A 13,433-nucleotide genomic window follows, 5' to 3' on the forward strand; every position below is an offset into this window, starting at 1 on the left:
GGGCTTTCCTTGCTCCTCCAGGCTGCGCCCGCGCCCGTGGCGCGGGTCAGAGGCCATGGTCGCGACCGGGGTGGGCGGAGGTCCCGTCCGTCCCGGGCCGAAGGGGTACGCGGGCCCTCGCTCACCGCGTGCCAATCGCGGCGGTGGGTGGCGGGCTCTGGTGTCCTGGGGCGCATGACGCAACCGTTCCTGCCGCTCACCGCGCGGTCGCGCGGCGAGGCGCACCGCGCCGCCACGCCGCTCGAGCTCTTCTTCGACCTCTGCTTCGTCGTCGCCGTCTCCCAGGCCGGTGCCGAGCTCGTGCACGCGATCGCGGAGCACCACGCCGCCGACGGGATCGCGCACTACGCGATGGTCTTCTTCGCCATCTGGTGGGCCTGGATGAACTTCACCTGGTTCGCCTCCGCGTACGACAACGACGACGTGCTCTACCGCGTCGTCACGTTCGTCCAGATCGCCGGCGTCCTGATCCTCGCCGCCGGTGTCTCCCGCGTCTTCGAGGACGACTTCCTCGTCGCCGTGCTGGGCTACATCGTGATGCGGGTCGCCCTCGCCTTCCAGTGGCTGCGCGCCGCCCACCACGCGACGGACCCCGCCGAACGCACGATGTGCCGCCGCTACGCGGGCGGCGTGGTCCTGTGCCAGATCGGCTGGACCTTCCTCCTCTGGGGCCCCGAGGCCGCCCGCCCCTGGGTCTTCGTCGTCATGATCGTCGCCGAGCTGGCGGTCCCCGCGTTCGCGGAGAAGGACACCACCACCCACTGGCACGCGCACCACATCGCCGAGCGCTACGGCCTGTTCACCATCATCGTGCTCGGCGAGACGATCTTCGCGGCGACCATCGCCGTGAAGACGGGCGTCGCGGAGTACGACGCCCTCGACCAGCTGCTCCCGATCGCCGCCGGCGGGCTGCTGATCGTCTACGCCGCCTGGTGGATCTACTTCGCCGCCCCCGCGCACGTCCGCCTCCACTCCAACCGGGTGGCGTTCCTCTGGGGCTACGGCCACTACCTGATCTTCGCCTCCGCCGCCGCCATCGGCGCCGGCCTGGAGGTCGCCGTCGAGCAGGCCGTGGGCAAGGCCCACATCTCCACGCTCGCGGCCTCCTCGGCGGTGACGATCCCCGCCGCGCTCTTCCTGCTCTGCGTGTGGGTGCTGCACGCCCGGTACTTCAAGGTGGGCATCGCTCAGCAGCTCGTGCTGCCCGTCTCCGCCCTGGCGATCCTGATGTGCACGTTCGCCGGCCGCTGGGCGGTGCTGGTGGCGGGCCTCGTCGCGGCGGCGACGGTGGCGGTCGGCGTGACGCTGGCCGCGCGGAATCCCGCCTCGCGGGGCAGCGGGCCGGGCCACGGGCCGAACGAGCGTGGTACGCAAGGAGCATGACGAAGAACGAGGCACCGCACGACGCCATCACCGACGTGACCGGCCTGCGGGTCGGCCACGCGCGCGTGGCCGGGCCCGGCGCCCTCAGCGGCACCACCGTCGTCCTCGCTCCCGAGGGCGGTGCGGTGGCGGCCGTGGACGTGAGGGGCGGCGGACCCGGCACCCGGGAGACCGACGCCCTCGACCCCCGCAACGTCGTCCAGCGGATCGAGGCCGTGGTCCTGACCGGCGGCAGCGCGTACGGACTGGACTCCGCCGCCGGGGTGATGGCCTGGCTGGAGGAGCGGGGCCGCGGCGTACGGGTCGGCCCGGACCCCTCGCACGTGGTCCCGGTCGTCCCCGCCGCCTGCGTCTTCGACCTGGGCCGGGGCGGCGACTTCACGGCCCGGCCGGGGGCGGCCACGGGGCGCGCCGCGGTGGAGGCCGCGGCGGCGACGGAGCTCCACGCGCGCGTGGAGACGGGCGCCGTCGGGGCGGGCACCGGCGCCGTCGTCGGTGGGCTCAAGGGCGGTGTCGGCACGGCGAGCACGGTCCTGGACTCGGGTGTCACGGTCGGCGCGCTGGTCGTGGTCAACGCGGTCGGATCGGCGGTCGACCCGGAGACGGGGGTGCTGTACGGGCAGTACTTCCAGGGCAGGCCGGCGTATCCGGACGCGGCCGTCCACGAGGCCGCGAGGCTGCGTCTCGCCGAGGCCCTGGCGGAGAACACCCCGCCGCCCCTGAACACCACGCTCGCGGTCGTCGCCACCGACGCCGTCCTGACGCGGGCGCAGGCACAGAAGTTCGCCGGAACGGCGCACGACGGCATCGCGCGCGCCATCCGTCCGGTCCATCTCCTCAACGACGGGGACACCGTCTTCGCCCTCGCGACCGGGGAGCGGGAGGGAGACGCGAAGGCGGGTCCGCTCGCCCTGAACGAGATCCTGGCCGCGGGCGCGGACGCGGTGACCCGGGCGATCGTGCGGGCGGTTCTGGAGACGGTCGAGGGAGTCGCGGGCCCGGGCGGCCGCTTCCCCTCGTACCGCGAGCTGTACGGCCCGGGGCCCGCTGTCGACTCCCTTGACAACAAGGGGAGTTGAGAACGGAAGGGCCGGCGTCGGGAACTTCCCGCGCGACCCCGTTCGTTTTGCCGAACCCCGGACACGATGTCAGACCCAGGGACTACGTTAAGCAAGCACCAAGTGACATGCGGCGACGGCCTGGAGACCCTCTTGAACGATCCGCAGGATCCTCACGATCCGTACGAGACGACCGAGACGCAGGTGGAGCGGCTCCTGGGCCGGGCTCTCAACTCCTTCGACCTGCCCGACAGTACGGTCGAACGCCTGGAGACGGCGCTCGCCCACTCCAGCGCGCTGTACTCCTCGCACCACAGCGCGTCGCTGCACAGAACCACGTACCGCCACACCTATCTGCTCGCCGACGGCACGGCGCTCAGTCTCTGGGAGCTCGTGCACAACGCCGGCCGGGACGGCGCCGACCAGCACGAGCTGTACGCGGACGAGGCCGAGGCACGGCTCGCCGCGTCGCGGCTGCCCAGCGGGCTCGACCCCGGCTGGGGAACCGAACGCTCCCCCGGCCGTGAAGGCGACGAGGACGGGGAGCTGGAGCTGCTGAGCGCGCTGCTGTCCCACCCGATACCGACGCAGCCCCGGATGTACGTGCCGGACAACTCCGCGGACCACGCGCGCCGGGTGCTGCGCCGCGCGGAGAACGCGGACCGGCCGGGCGAGGAGACGGCGCGCAGACTGCGGGTGGCGTTCGCGCACCACATCACCCAGGCATTCGGCCGCCAGTGCGCGGTGGAGAGCGGCCGGGACGCCGGATTCACGCTCTACGAACACGCCTTCCTGCTGCTCGACGGCGGCGAGCTGAGCCTGTGGGAGGTCGAGCACACGGCGACCCCGGACGGCCGCCACATGTGCGAGGTGTACGCGGACGAGGCGAGGGCCCGCGAGGCGATGGAGCACCGCGCGCGCGTGCGGTGAGACGGGAGCGGGGCCGTGCGCCTGCGGTGAGGCGGGAGCGGCCCCGAGCTCGTACGGTCGCCCGGGGGCGCGGCTCCCGTGTGCGTGCCGAGGGCGGCCAGCGCACACGGCGCCGGCCGCCCTCGGCCTCTCCCACGGTGACGGACGGGCCCCGGCTCGCGCCCGGCCCGCCCGCGGGCCTCACTCCTTGCGGACCAGGAGTGCCACCGTGACGCCGGTCAGGCGTTCGGTGCCGGTCGCCGAGTAGTGCTTGCGCAGGGCACGCGCCTGGGGAGCGGGGAGCGCGTCCAGCGGGTCGGCCGCGCCCTCGGGCACGACCAGCCAGATCCGTGCCTCGCTCCGCAGGCAGGCCGCCGGGTCCGGGCACTCCGAGGACCACAGGTCCGCGCGGTCCGCGGCCGAGCGCTCCAGAAAGACGTCCCGGGGCCGCAGCCCGTCGGGCAGATAGTGACGGACACCCAGGTCGAGCAGGCGCCAGTAGTCCTCGCCCCGGTCGTAGACGACGGCGTCGCCCGGCCGGTGGTACCTGGCGATGGTCTCGGCGGCGCCCTTGTAGTCCACCCCGTGCCAGAAGTGGGCGTACGTCTCCCGCACCGACCGCTGCTCGGGCAGGCTCAGCACCGCCACGCCGACCAGGGCGGCGGCGAGGACGGCGCGGGAACGGAGAGCGGCGAGCGCGGCACCGGCCAGGACCGCCCAGGCGGGCAGGGTGAAGAGCAGGTACCGGTAGAAGAAGTACGAGATGTCGCCGTGCGAGACCGCCCACAGGGCGAGGACCGGCAGCACGGCCAGGGCGGTCACGGCCAGGACCGGCCCCCGGGGCTCCGGCCGCCAGGACCCGCCGCTCGTCGGCGGTGCCGTCCCCGCGCGACCCGCCCGCCGGCGTTCCGCCCACGCCGACACCGCCAGGACCGTCGCCGCCCCGGCGAAGGTCCCGGAGGCGTACAGCTGGGGGAGGAAGGCGGCCAGGCTCTCCAGATTCGGCCGCGGGATCCAGGCGATCTGACGCGACGCCTGTCCGCTGCCGAGCACCGCGACCGGCGCCGCGAGAGCCACCCCGGCCAGAGCGGCGAGCCCGGCCCGGACGGCGAGCGCACGGTCGGTACGTGCCCATGCGGCCACCACGACCAGGTGCCCGGCCAGCACCGTCAGGGCGACCAGATGCAGCAGCCCGACCGCGGCCACGCACGCGGCGTACGCGGCCCAGCGGCCCACGCGTTCGGGCCGGTCGAGGGCGCGCAGCAGCGCCAGCGTGGCGAGGGCGACGGCGAGGACGACCAGGGCGTACGGACGTGCCTCGTGGGCGTAGCGGACCACCACGGGGGTGAGGGAGAAGAGGAGCCCCGCGGCGAGACCGGCGCGGCGGCCGAACAGCCGCCGTCCGATCAGCGCCGTACAGGCCGCCGCACCGGACATCGCGAGGGCGGAGGGCGTCCGCAGGGCGGTGACGGAGTCGCCGAAGACGGCCGTCCACCCGTGGAGCAGCAGGTAGTAGGCGGTCAGGACCGCGTCGACGTTCCCCACCGTGTCGAGGAGACGGCCGGTGGAGCGGGTGACCATGTCCCAGGTGTTGAGCTCGTCCTCCCACAGCAGCGGATGGTCGATCTCGTACAGCGTCAGGGCGAGGGTGAGGAGGGCCGGCCACAGCCACACGCCGTGCCGCGGGCCGCCCTCACGGCGCGGCGCGGCCGGGCGGTGGGGGGAGACCGGGGCGGGATCCCGGACCTCGGCGGCGACTGAGGGCGTTCCCACGTCCCGCCCCCTAGCCGCGCACCGGCGCGGGCGCGTCGTCGGAAGGCCGGACGGCGGCGACGGCGTCCGCCGCGGCGGCGGCGTCGGCGGGTGCGGCCGCCGCGTGCGGGATCGGGGCGGCGGCGAGCTTTCCGACGGCGAACTCACGGTTGGCGCGGGTCTGCTTGCGGTACGGCTCGGGCAGGTCGGTCAGGGCGAGCAGCCGGTCGCAGGCGGCGAGGGAGCCCGCGTAGTCGCCGACCCAGTACGCGGTGATCGAGAATTCGAACAGCAGGCCCCAGCGGTACACCCACGGCTGGAGGAACAGCACGTCCTCGCGCGGCTGCTCCCGGTCCAGGACGGCGGAGACGATCGCGTGGGCGGAGTGGTGGCGACGCGCCTTCCGCAGCCGCGCGACCAGTTCGTAGCAGGCTTCGAGGCGTTGCGGCCGCGACTCCCAGGCGCGCGTGAGCGTGTCCATGGCGGCAGGCCAGTCGCCGGACTCGGCCCTGAGGACGCCCGACTGGAGCAGGGCGTAGTAGACCTCCTCGCCCCAGCCGCCCATGGCCGCGCGGCGCTCGTAGAGTTTGATCGCCTCCCCCGCGCGGCCCATGTCCCGCATGGTCTGCGCGAGGTAGAAGACCGTACGGGGGTTGCCGGGGTCGCGGTCGAGCTCGGCGCTCAGCAGCCGGGCGTCGCGCTCGAACTTGTCGTGGCGTGAACCGCCGTCGTGGCGGTCGTCGATGACGAGGGCGTCGAGGTTCTCCTGGGTGTGGTCGCGGTCGGCGGTGAGGTACTCGTGCGTCACCCCCTCGTACCTCCACGGCAGATCGCCTCTGACCAGGCGTTTGATGCGGTACTCCAGCGCGCCCCGGTGACTCAGCATGTACGCGTCGGCGGTGAGCGGGGGCAGCGGGCCCTCCCGGCGCAGGACGAGGTCGGCGTCGAGCAGCAGGAGATAGTCGGCCCGGCCGCGGGCGTGGGCGATGTTCAGGCTGCGGTTGTGCCCGAAGTCGACCCACGGCTCCTCGTGCAGCTCTCCCGGGATCCCGTGGAGGGCCTTGCGGATGAGGTCCTGGGTGCCGTCGGTCGAACCCGTGTCGGAGATGACCCAGGTGTCCACCAGATCCCTGACGGAGGCGAGGCAGCGCTCGATCACGCGGGCCTCGTTCTTGACGATCATGCACAAGCAGATGGACGGCTTCACGGCAACACCACTTCCGGTGATTCGGCGGGGGGCGACCATAAGCACAGGCCAGGGACGGTCCGGGACGGCACGCCGACAGGCGCTTTCAGGTTCGCCACGCCGTACGCACCCAGGGGGATGGTGGCGGTAGGCCAAGGCGTTGACAGTCCCCTCGGAGACGTAAAGGCGCCGTGATCGCGGTCCGATGATCTGAAAGGAAGCTCGAACTCGCTTCCGGTGAATCACTCGATCCGGATGAAGAAGGAGCTGTTGCATGAGTCCTGATTCCAGGACCAGGTCCGCGTTTGGCCCGCTTCCGCGACGCCGCGCCTGGCTCAACGGCGGTGCCATCGCCTCGATCGCACTTGTTCTCACGGGGTTCACGACCCCCGTCTCCGCCATGCCGCAGGGACCTGCGGGGCCTTCGGGGGTGAACCTCGCGGGCGCGCCGTCGGGCGGTGACGACGAGTGCAGGGAGCGCCCGCACCACGAGGGACCCCGCCCGAACCAGCAGGGCCAGCGCCCGAACCAGGAGCAGGGCCAGCCGCCGGTGCTGTGGGGGCCGGTCTCGAACGCGAAGAACGCCGGTCTGCCGATGGACGGCGAGGCCGAGCTCGGTGACCTCCAGAGCTATGTGGACCACCACGTCCAGCAGTTCACCGGCGGCAGCCTCGCGCACTACCTGCAGGCGGCCGCGGACCACGACCGCTACGTACGGGCGCTGCCCGTGGGCGGCCCCGAGCACTGCGAGCAGGGCCCGCCGGGCCCGACGGGAGCGACGGGAGCGACGGGAGCGACCGGCCCGACCGGCGACACCGGCCCCACCGGAGCGACGGGTGACACCGGCCCGACGGGCGCCACCGGCGACACCGGACCGACGGGTGCCACCGGCGACACGGGCCCCACCGGCGCCACAGGCGACACCGGACCCACCGGAGCGACCGGTGACACCGGACCGACCGGCGCCACGGGCGACACGGGCCCCACCGGACCGACCGGCGACACGGGCCCCACCGGCCCCACGGGCGACACCGGACCGACCGGGGACACCGGACCCACGGGTGACACCGGAGCGACCGGCGCCACGGGTGCGACCGGTGCCACAGGCCCCACCGGGCCGTGCTCGGACATCGACATCCTCGCCCCGAACGGCTCCGAGGACTTCCAGGTCGTTCTCCACAACGGCAAGACGTCCGTCGGCCGGGCCCCCGCGCTCGGTGGGGCGATCGTCTGGCAGGACCTCACCAACGCGGACGACATCCCCGGCCCTCCCCTGGACCCTGACAACGACGACTACCCGGCGGGCGTGTGCGCCGTCGGCATCGAGGCCAACGGCGACGACGCCTACGTCAAGGTGATCACGATCGGCGGCCAGGTGTGGCAGACGCACGGTGACGTCAACGGTGCCAACTTCATCTGGGACGAGGACTGGGACCAGCAGTCGACACCGCCGGCCGTCGCCATGCGCAGCATGAAGTTCGGCCGCGCCCTGGACAGCGGAGGCGTGGTCAACCGCCGCTGACCTGAGCGGTTACACCCGCAGGAGGGCTGACACCGCCGCCTCGGGCGTACACGCCGGAAGGCCCGGACCGGGAGGGGATCCCGGTCCGGGCCTTCGTCGCACGAGGCACGAGGGGCACGAGGTCAGTGCGTGAGCACCGGCTCCTTCGCGGCCTCCTCGGAGTCGGCCGCGCCCGCCTCGGCGCCCTCCACGTGCTGCTTCGGCTTCGCCGGCAGCGCGAACATCACCAGGAAGATCCCGGCGAGCACCGCGGCCGCCCACCCGAGCGCGTTCTGGAACGCGTCCGTGAAGGCCGCGCCCACCTCGGCCGGAGCCTTCGCGAGACGCTCCTCGTCGATCACGCCGAAGAAGACGACCGAGACGAGCCCGAGCCCGAGCGCCATCCCCATCTGTCCGGTCGTGTTGATGAGACCCGACGCCGAGCCCGCGTGCTCGCGGGGCACCTCCGAGAGGACCGCGTCCGTCAGCGGAGCCACGATCAGGCCCATGCCCAGGCCCATGACCATCAGCGGCGGGATCATCTGCCAGGAGTCGATCGAGGTGCCGTACCGGCCGGCCGCTCCCATGTAGAGCAGCACACCGGCGGCCATCGTCAGCGCGCCCGCCTGCAGCACCTTGCGGCCGAAGCGCGGCACCAGCTTCTGCACCGACAGACCGGCCGCCGTCGAGACGGCGATCGAGAACGGCACACCCGTCAGACCCGCCTTGAGCGGGGTCCAGCCCAGCCCGATCTGCATGTACAGCGTCCAGACCAGGAAGAAGATGCCCATCACGACGCCGAAGGTCAGCTGCACCGCGATGCCCGCCGCGAAGCTCTTCACCTTGAACAGCGACAGCTCGATCAGCGGCGAGCCGTCCTTCTTCGTCTTGTACCTCTCGTACCCGATGAGGGCGGCGAAGACGAGGATGCTGCCGGCCATGCAGAGGTGGCCCCAGAGCGGCCAGTCCAGCTCGCGGCCGCGCGTCAGCGGGTAGATCAGCATCAGCAGCGCCAGCGTGACCAGCAGGACGCCGACGATGTCGAGGCGGAGCGCCTTGGGCGCCTTCGACTCGGAGATGAACTTCCGGCCGAGCAGCAGGCCGGCGATGCCCACCGGCAGGTTGATCAGGAAGATCGGGCGCCACTCCAGGCCGGCGATGTTCCACTGCGTGAGCAGCGCGCCGAGCAGCGGGCCGGAGACCGCGCCGAGGCCGATGATCGCGCCGAACAGGCCGAAGACCTTGCCGCGTTCGTGCGCCGGGAAGGTGGCGTGGACGATCGACAGCACCTGCGGCACCATCAGCGCGGCCGCCGCGCCCTGGAGGAGGCGGGAGGCGACCAGCATCTCCGGGTTCGCGGCGAAGCCGCAGAGCGCGGAGGCGAGCGTGAATCCGGCGGTGCCGAGGAGGAACAGCCGCTTGCGGCCGTAGATGTCGCCGAGACGCCCGCCGGTGATCAGGCCGGCGGCGAACGCGAGGGCGTAGCCGGCGGTGATCCACTGGATGGCGCTGGTCGTGGCGCCGAGGTCGCGCTCGATGCTCGGGATCGCGATGTTGACGATCGTGGCGTCGACCAGGTCCATGAAGGCCGCGGTCATGACGATGGCGAGGGCTATCCAGCGCCTGCGGTCGGCGACCGCTTCCGTGGCCGCTCCCGCTTCCGTGGCGACCCGCGCTTCCTTGGCCGCTTCCGGAACGGCGTCGTGTGAACTCATACGAGGAAGATAGAACCCATCTAGGTCAGATGATGTCCTAGATAGCCGTCATCCTTGAGGGCATGACGGACACTCCGGCACGACTTCTGAATCTGCTGTCGCTGCTCCAGACCCCGCGTGAGTGGCCGGGCAGCGAGCTGGCGGACCGGCTCTCGGTCTCCGCCCGCACGATCCGGCGGGACATCGACAGACTGCGGGACCTCGGCTACCCCGTGGAGGCGACCAAGGGCGCGGTGGGCGGCTACCGCCTGGTCGCCGGTGCGGCGATGCCGCCGCTGCTCCTCGACGACGAGGAGGCGGTCGCGATCGCGGTGGGGCTGCGGGCGGGCGCCGGCCACGCGATCGAGGGGGTGGAGGAGGCGTCGGTACGGGCCCTGGCGAAGCTGGAGCAGGTGCTGCCGTCGCGACTGCGCCACCGTGTCTCCACGTTGCAGAACGCGACGATCCCGCTGACGCGCGGGGACGGGGCGACGGTCGCGCCGTCGACCCTGACGACCCTGGCGGGGGCGGTGACGGGTCAGGAGCGGCTGCGGTTCGGTTACCGGGCGGGGGACGGCACGGAGTCACGGCGCCAGGTGGAGCCGTACCGGCTCGTGTCGACGGGGCACCGGTGGTATCTGGTGGCCTACGACCTGGAGCGGGAGGACTGGCGTACGTTCCGGGTGGACCGGGTGTCGGACCCGTTCGCGACGGGCGCGCGGTTCACGGCGCGGGAGCTGCCGGAGGGCGGCGCGGCGGGCTACATGGCGCGCTCGATGAGCCGTGCGCAGCAGCCGGAGGTCGATCTGGACGTCACCTTCGAGGCCCCGGCGGAGTTCGTGACGGCCCGGCTGCCCGCCCACCTCGCCCCGACGGCGACGAGCCCGACGACCTGCCGGCTGCGGACCCCCGCGGCGGACTCGATCGAGTGGCTGGCCCTGCGCCTCGCCCTGGTGGACGCCCCGTTCACGATCCACGCGCCGACGACGCTGATCACCTACGTCACGGCGCTGGCGACCCGCCTGTCGGCGTCGACGGCGGCCTGACACGGTCGACGGCGGCCTGACACGCGCGTGGCGGGCCCGGGCCGGGACGTGTGTCCCCGGCCCGGGCCCGCCGACCTCCCTAGGCCACCGCGTCGAAGCCCGTGTCGCGGGCCATCTTCTTCAGTTCCAGCAGCGCGTGCTTCTCGATCTGGCGGATCCGCTCCCGCGTCAGGCCGTGCTCCTTGCCGACCTCGGTCAGCGTCCGCTCACGGCCGTCCTCGATTCCGTACCGCATCCGGATGATCGAGGCCGTGCGGTGGTCGAGCTTGTCGATCAGGTCGTCGAGCTCCTCACTGCGCAGCAGCGTCAGCACCGACTGCTCGGGCGACACCGCCGAGGTGTCCTCCAGCAGGTCACCGAACTGCGTCTCGCCCTCGTCGTCCACCGACATGTTCAGCGAGACCGGGTCCCGCGCCCAGTCGAGGACGTCCACGACGCGCTCCGGCTTGGTGTCCAGCTCGGCCGCGATCTCCGCCGGCTCCGGCTCGCGGCCGTGCTCCCGGTTGAACTCGCGCTGCACGCGCCGGATCCGCCCCAGCTCCTCCACCAGGTGGACGGGGAGCCGGATCGTGCGCGACTGGTCGGCTATGGACCGCGTGATGGCCTGGCGGATCCACCACGTGGCGTACGTCGAGAACTTGAAGCCCTTCGCGTAGTCGAACTTCTCGACCGCGCGCACCAGGCCCGCGTTCCCCTCCTGGATCAGGTCGAGCAGCGGCAGCCCGCTCCGCGGATAGCGTCGCGCGACGGCGACGACCAGCCGCAGGTTGGACTTGATGAAGAGGTCCTTGGCGCGCTCGCCCGCCTCGTACAGCGCTTCGAGCTCCTCGCGGGACGCGCCGCCCGCGTCGCCCGAGCCCTCCTCGGCGACCGACGACGTCACGACGTCGTCGAGGATCTGCCGGGCGTACACACCCGCCTCGATCGTCTGGGAGAGCTCGACCTCCTTGGCGGCGTCGAGGAGGGGCGTGCGCGCGATCTCGTCGAGGTACATGCCGACCAGGTCGCGGTCGGCGATCTCTCCGCCCACGGCGCGAACTCCGCTGGCCCGCGTGCTGCTCCCGCTCTTGGCGGGCGAACGACGGGCGACGGCACGGGTTGCCATGCGAGCTCCCTTGCTGAGTAGGTCGCGACACCCTTTCGGGTGCCCTGCATCCGACGGAAACAACGACTGGAATCAGGACAGAATTCCCACCCGGCGCATCGATTTTCGCGATCATGCAGTACCCTGTGCCGCCACCGAGGGGGATAGATGCTGTCTGAAAACGCGAATACGCAGGTCAGGGCGGGCACGGAGGGTGATCTGGAGGCCCTCACGGAGCTGTACAACCACTACGTCCGTGAGACCGCGATCACCTTCGACACCGAGCCCTTCACCCCGGAGCAGCGACTCCCTTGGCTCCGCTCCCACCCTGAAGACGGCCCGCATCGCCTTCTGGTTGCTCGCGATGTCCGAAAAGAGGCGAAAAGCCGAATTATCGGATATGTCACCAGCAGCGCCTTCCGCCCCAAGGCCGCGTACGCCACCTCGGTGGAGGTCAGCGTGTACCTCTCCCCCGACGCCGCCGGCCGCGGCATCGGCACACTCCTCTACGAGCGGCTCTTCGAGGCCCTCGCCGGCGAGGACGTCCACCGCGCCTACGCGGGCGTCGCACTCCCCAACGAACCCTCGATCCGCCTCCACGGCCGCTTCGGCTTCCGCCACGTCGGCACGTACGGGGAGGTGGGCCGGAAGTTCGGCCGGTACTGGGACGTGGCCTGGTACGAGAAGGCCCTCCACCCCACGGAGTAGGTCCCGCGACAGGCCGGGGACCGGGCCCGGGGACTAGGTCGCTCGGCCGTTACGGACCGGACGCCGCCGCGCCTACCGTCGCTCCATGGACGACGACCGACCCCTGCACGACACCACCGGAACCCTCGACGAAGCCCTCGAACGTCTCCACGCCACCGGCCCGGAGCGGCACGGCTGGCTCACCAACCACGCCCCGATGGCCGTGGAGGCGCTCGTGCGCCGCGGCCACGCCCCGGCCGTGCACCGCTGGCTCGACCACTACCGCCCCAAGCTGGAGGACATGCCGCCCCTCCACTCCCCCGTCACCGACGCGAACTGGCGCGAGGCACTCGGCGACCCGGCCCGGATCGCCGACTGGGCGCGCTACTTCGAGCGGGAGACCGAGGAGCGGCCCTGGCGGGAGGTGCTCGCCGCGTGGTGGCCGCGGCTCCTCCCCGGCATCGCGGGCGGAGCGACCCACCCCGTGATCCGCACCGGTCACGCCGTACGCACCCTCCTGACGACCCCGGAGACGGCGCCGCGCCGCGCCGAACTGGCCCACGCCCTCGGCTACTGGGCCGCCCGCCACCAGCCGCTTCCTCCGCTGGCCGACCTGGCCGCCGCACCGAGCGCGGCCGCCGCCCTCGACGCCGTACCGCCCGTCCCCCGCCAGGACGGCGGGGTCCGCGACCGCCTCCCCCAGCTGACCGCCTTCCCCCGCTGGGGCGCCGCCCCCGACCCGGAGACCGCGCACGCCCTGCTCACCGAGCTGGTCACGGCCGCGACCCACCGCTACGCCACCCGCGCCCACGGTGAACCGATCATGCTCGTGCACGCCGCGACCGCCCCCAACGCGGTCCTGCGCACCCTGCCCGCGCTGCCGCGGGAGCTGTGGGCGCCGAGCCTGTCCGCGGCCTGGTCGGCCTCCGCGGCGGTGACCGCCGCCTACACGCCGCCCGAGCCCGCCCCGTACACCTCCGTCACGCTCACCGCGGAGGAGGTCTTCGAGCGGGCGGCGGCGCACGGCGACGACCACACGATCAAGTTCACCGACACCGCGCTCGACGTCGGCGATCCGCTCGCGCTGGCGGCCGCGGCCCGCGCGATCGAACTCAACCCACCGGCGCTCTGAG

At 72.7% G+C, this 13,433-nt stretch carries 11 protein-coding genes; 7 read left to right on the forward strand and 4 right to left on the reverse strand.

Annotation, left to right across the window (positions count from 1 at the left end):
* The first annotated feature begins 174 nt into the window (after positions 1 to 174).
* The 3 genes from AB0D99_RS18350 (at position 175) to AB0D99_RS18360 (ending at position 3,371) form a co-directional block, all read left to right on the forward strand.
* Positions 175 to 1,383, forward strand: coding sequence for a low temperature requirement protein A (locus AB0D99_RS18350; protein ID WP_362362520.1), 1,209 nt, complete (start codon positions 175 to 177; stop codon positions 1,381 to 1,383).
* The gene (locus AB0D99_RS18355) at positions 1,380 to 2,462 is read left to right on the forward strand and encodes a P1 family peptidase (protein WP_362362523.1); all 1,083 of its coding nucleotides are present in this window, start codon (positions 1,380 to 1,382) and stop codon (positions 2,460 to 2,462) included. The genes AB0D99_RS18350 and AB0D99_RS18355 overlap by 4 nt, the downstream gene beginning before the upstream one ends.
* A gap of 132 nt (positions 2,463 to 2,594) precedes the next feature.
* Positions 2,595 to 3,371: a DUF6227 family protein gene (locus AB0D99_RS18360; RefSeq protein ID WP_362362526.1), complete on the forward strand. Its 777-nt coding sequence runs from the start codon at positions 2,595 to 2,597 to the stop codon at positions 3,369 to 3,371.
* 180 nt (positions 3,372 to 3,551) lie between these two features.
* On the opposite strand, the gene AB0D99_RS18365 is transcribed toward AB0D99_RS18360, so the two are convergent.
* On the reverse strand, positions 3,552 to 5,123 hold the full coding sequence (locus tag AB0D99_RS18365; protein ID WP_362362529.1) for a glycosyltransferase family 39 protein: 1,572 nt from the start codon (positions 5,121 to 5,123) through the stop codon (positions 3,552 to 3,554).
* 10 nt (positions 5,124 to 5,133) lie between these two features.
* Complete coding sequence (locus AB0D99_RS18370; RefSeq protein ID WP_362362531.1) at positions 5,134 to 6,285, reverse strand: glycosyltransferase; 1,152 nt, start codon at positions 6,283 to 6,285, stop codon at positions 5,134 to 5,136.
* A 403-nt stretch (positions 6,286 to 6,688) separates the two neighbouring features.
* Between AB0D99_RS18370 and AB0D99_RS18375 the strand changes: the two genes are divergently transcribed.
* Positions 6,689 to 7,810: a hypothetical protein gene (locus AB0D99_RS18375; RefSeq protein WP_362362534.1), complete on the forward strand. Its 1,122-nt coding sequence runs from the start codon at positions 6,689 to 6,691 to the stop codon at positions 7,808 to 7,810.
* 122 nt (positions 7,811 to 7,932) lie between these two features.
* Here AB0D99_RS18375 and AB0D99_RS18380 read toward each other — a convergent pair whose 3' ends face one another.
* Complete coding sequence (locus tag AB0D99_RS18380) at positions 7,933 to 9,504, reverse strand: MFS transporter (protein WP_362362537.1); 1,572 nt, start codon at positions 9,502 to 9,504, stop codon at positions 7,933 to 7,935.
* Between the two features lie 62 nt (positions 9,505 to 9,566).
* Here AB0D99_RS18380 and AB0D99_RS18385 point away from each other — a divergent pair, with 62 nt between their 5' ends.
* Positions 9,567 to 10,529, forward strand: coding sequence for a transcriptional regulator (locus tag AB0D99_RS18385; protein ID WP_362362540.1), 963 nt, complete (start codon positions 9,567 to 9,569; stop codon positions 10,527 to 10,529).
* 79 nt (positions 10,530 to 10,608) lie between these two features.
* Here the strand turns inward: AB0D99_RS18385 and AB0D99_RS18390 are convergent, their stop codons facing one another.
* A complete protein-coding gene (locus AB0D99_RS18390; RefSeq protein ID WP_362362543.1) occupies positions 10,609 to 11,634 on the reverse strand; it encodes a sigma-70 family RNA polymerase sigma factor in 1,026 nt (341 codons plus the stop codon).
* Between the two features lie 147 nt (positions 11,635 to 11,781).
* On the opposite strand from AB0D99_RS18390, the gene AB0D99_RS18395 reads away from it, so the two are divergent.
* Together AB0D99_RS18395 and AB0D99_RS18400 are read left to right on the forward strand one after the other, a co-directional pair.
* Positions 11,782 to 12,321 carry an N-acetyltransferase family protein gene (locus tag AB0D99_RS18395; RefSeq protein ID WP_362362546.1) on the forward strand — a complete coding sequence of 180 codons (540 nt, stop codon included), beginning with the start codon at positions 11,782 to 11,784 and terminating at the stop codon, positions 12,319 to 12,321.
* Between the two features lie 85 nt (positions 12,322 to 12,406).
* Positions 12,407 to 13,432: a questin oxidase family protein gene (locus AB0D99_RS18400; RefSeq protein ID WP_362362548.1), complete on the forward strand. Its 1,026-nt coding sequence runs from the start codon at positions 12,407 to 12,409 to the stop codon at positions 13,430 to 13,432.
* Position 13,433 lies beyond the last annotated feature (1 nt).

Origin of the sequence: Streptomyces sp. NPDC047971 (genome assembly GCF_040653355.1) — a bacterium.
Classification (GTDB): domain Bacteria; phylum Actinomycetota; class Actinomycetes; order Streptomycetales; family Streptomycetaceae; genus Streptomyces.

Excerpts from the sequence above, each read along its gene's own strand:
- AB0D99_RS18350 (WP_362362520.1), top strand. The coding sequence starts at position 175 with ATGACGCAACCGTTCCTGCCGCTCACCGCGCGGTCGCGCGGCGAGGCG.
- AB0D99_RS18390 (WP_362362543.1), bottom strand. The coding sequence starts at position 11,634 with ATGGCAACCCGTGCCGTCGCCCGTCGTTCGCCCGCCAAGAGCGGGAGC.
- AB0D99_RS18355 (WP_362362523.1), top strand. The coding sequence starts at position 1,380 with ATGACGAAGAACGAGGCACCGCACGACGCCATCACCGACGTGACCGGC.
- AB0D99_RS18370 (WP_362362531.1), bottom strand. The coding sequence starts at position 6,285 with ATGATCGTCAAGAACGAGGCCCGCGTGATCGAGCGCTGCCTCGCCTCC.
- AB0D99_RS18380 (WP_362362537.1), bottom strand. The coding sequence starts at position 9,504 with ATGAGTTCACACGACGCCGTTCCGGAAGCGGCCAAGGAAGCGCGGGTC.
- AB0D99_RS18395 (WP_362362546.1), top strand. The coding sequence starts at position 11,782 with ATGCTGTCTGAAAACGCGAATACGCAGGTCAGGGCGGGCACGGAGGGT.
- AB0D99_RS18385 (WP_362362540.1), top strand. The coding sequence starts at position 9,567 with ATGACGGACACTCCGGCACGACTTCTGAATCTGCTGTCGCTGCTCCAG.
- AB0D99_RS18375 (WP_362362534.1), top strand. The coding sequence starts at position 6,689 with ATGCCGCAGGGACCTGCGGGGCCTTCGGGGGTGAACCTCGCGGGCGCG.
- AB0D99_RS18400 (WP_362362548.1), top strand. The coding sequence starts at position 12,407 with ATGGACGACGACCGACCCCTGCACGACACCACCGGAACCCTCGACGAA.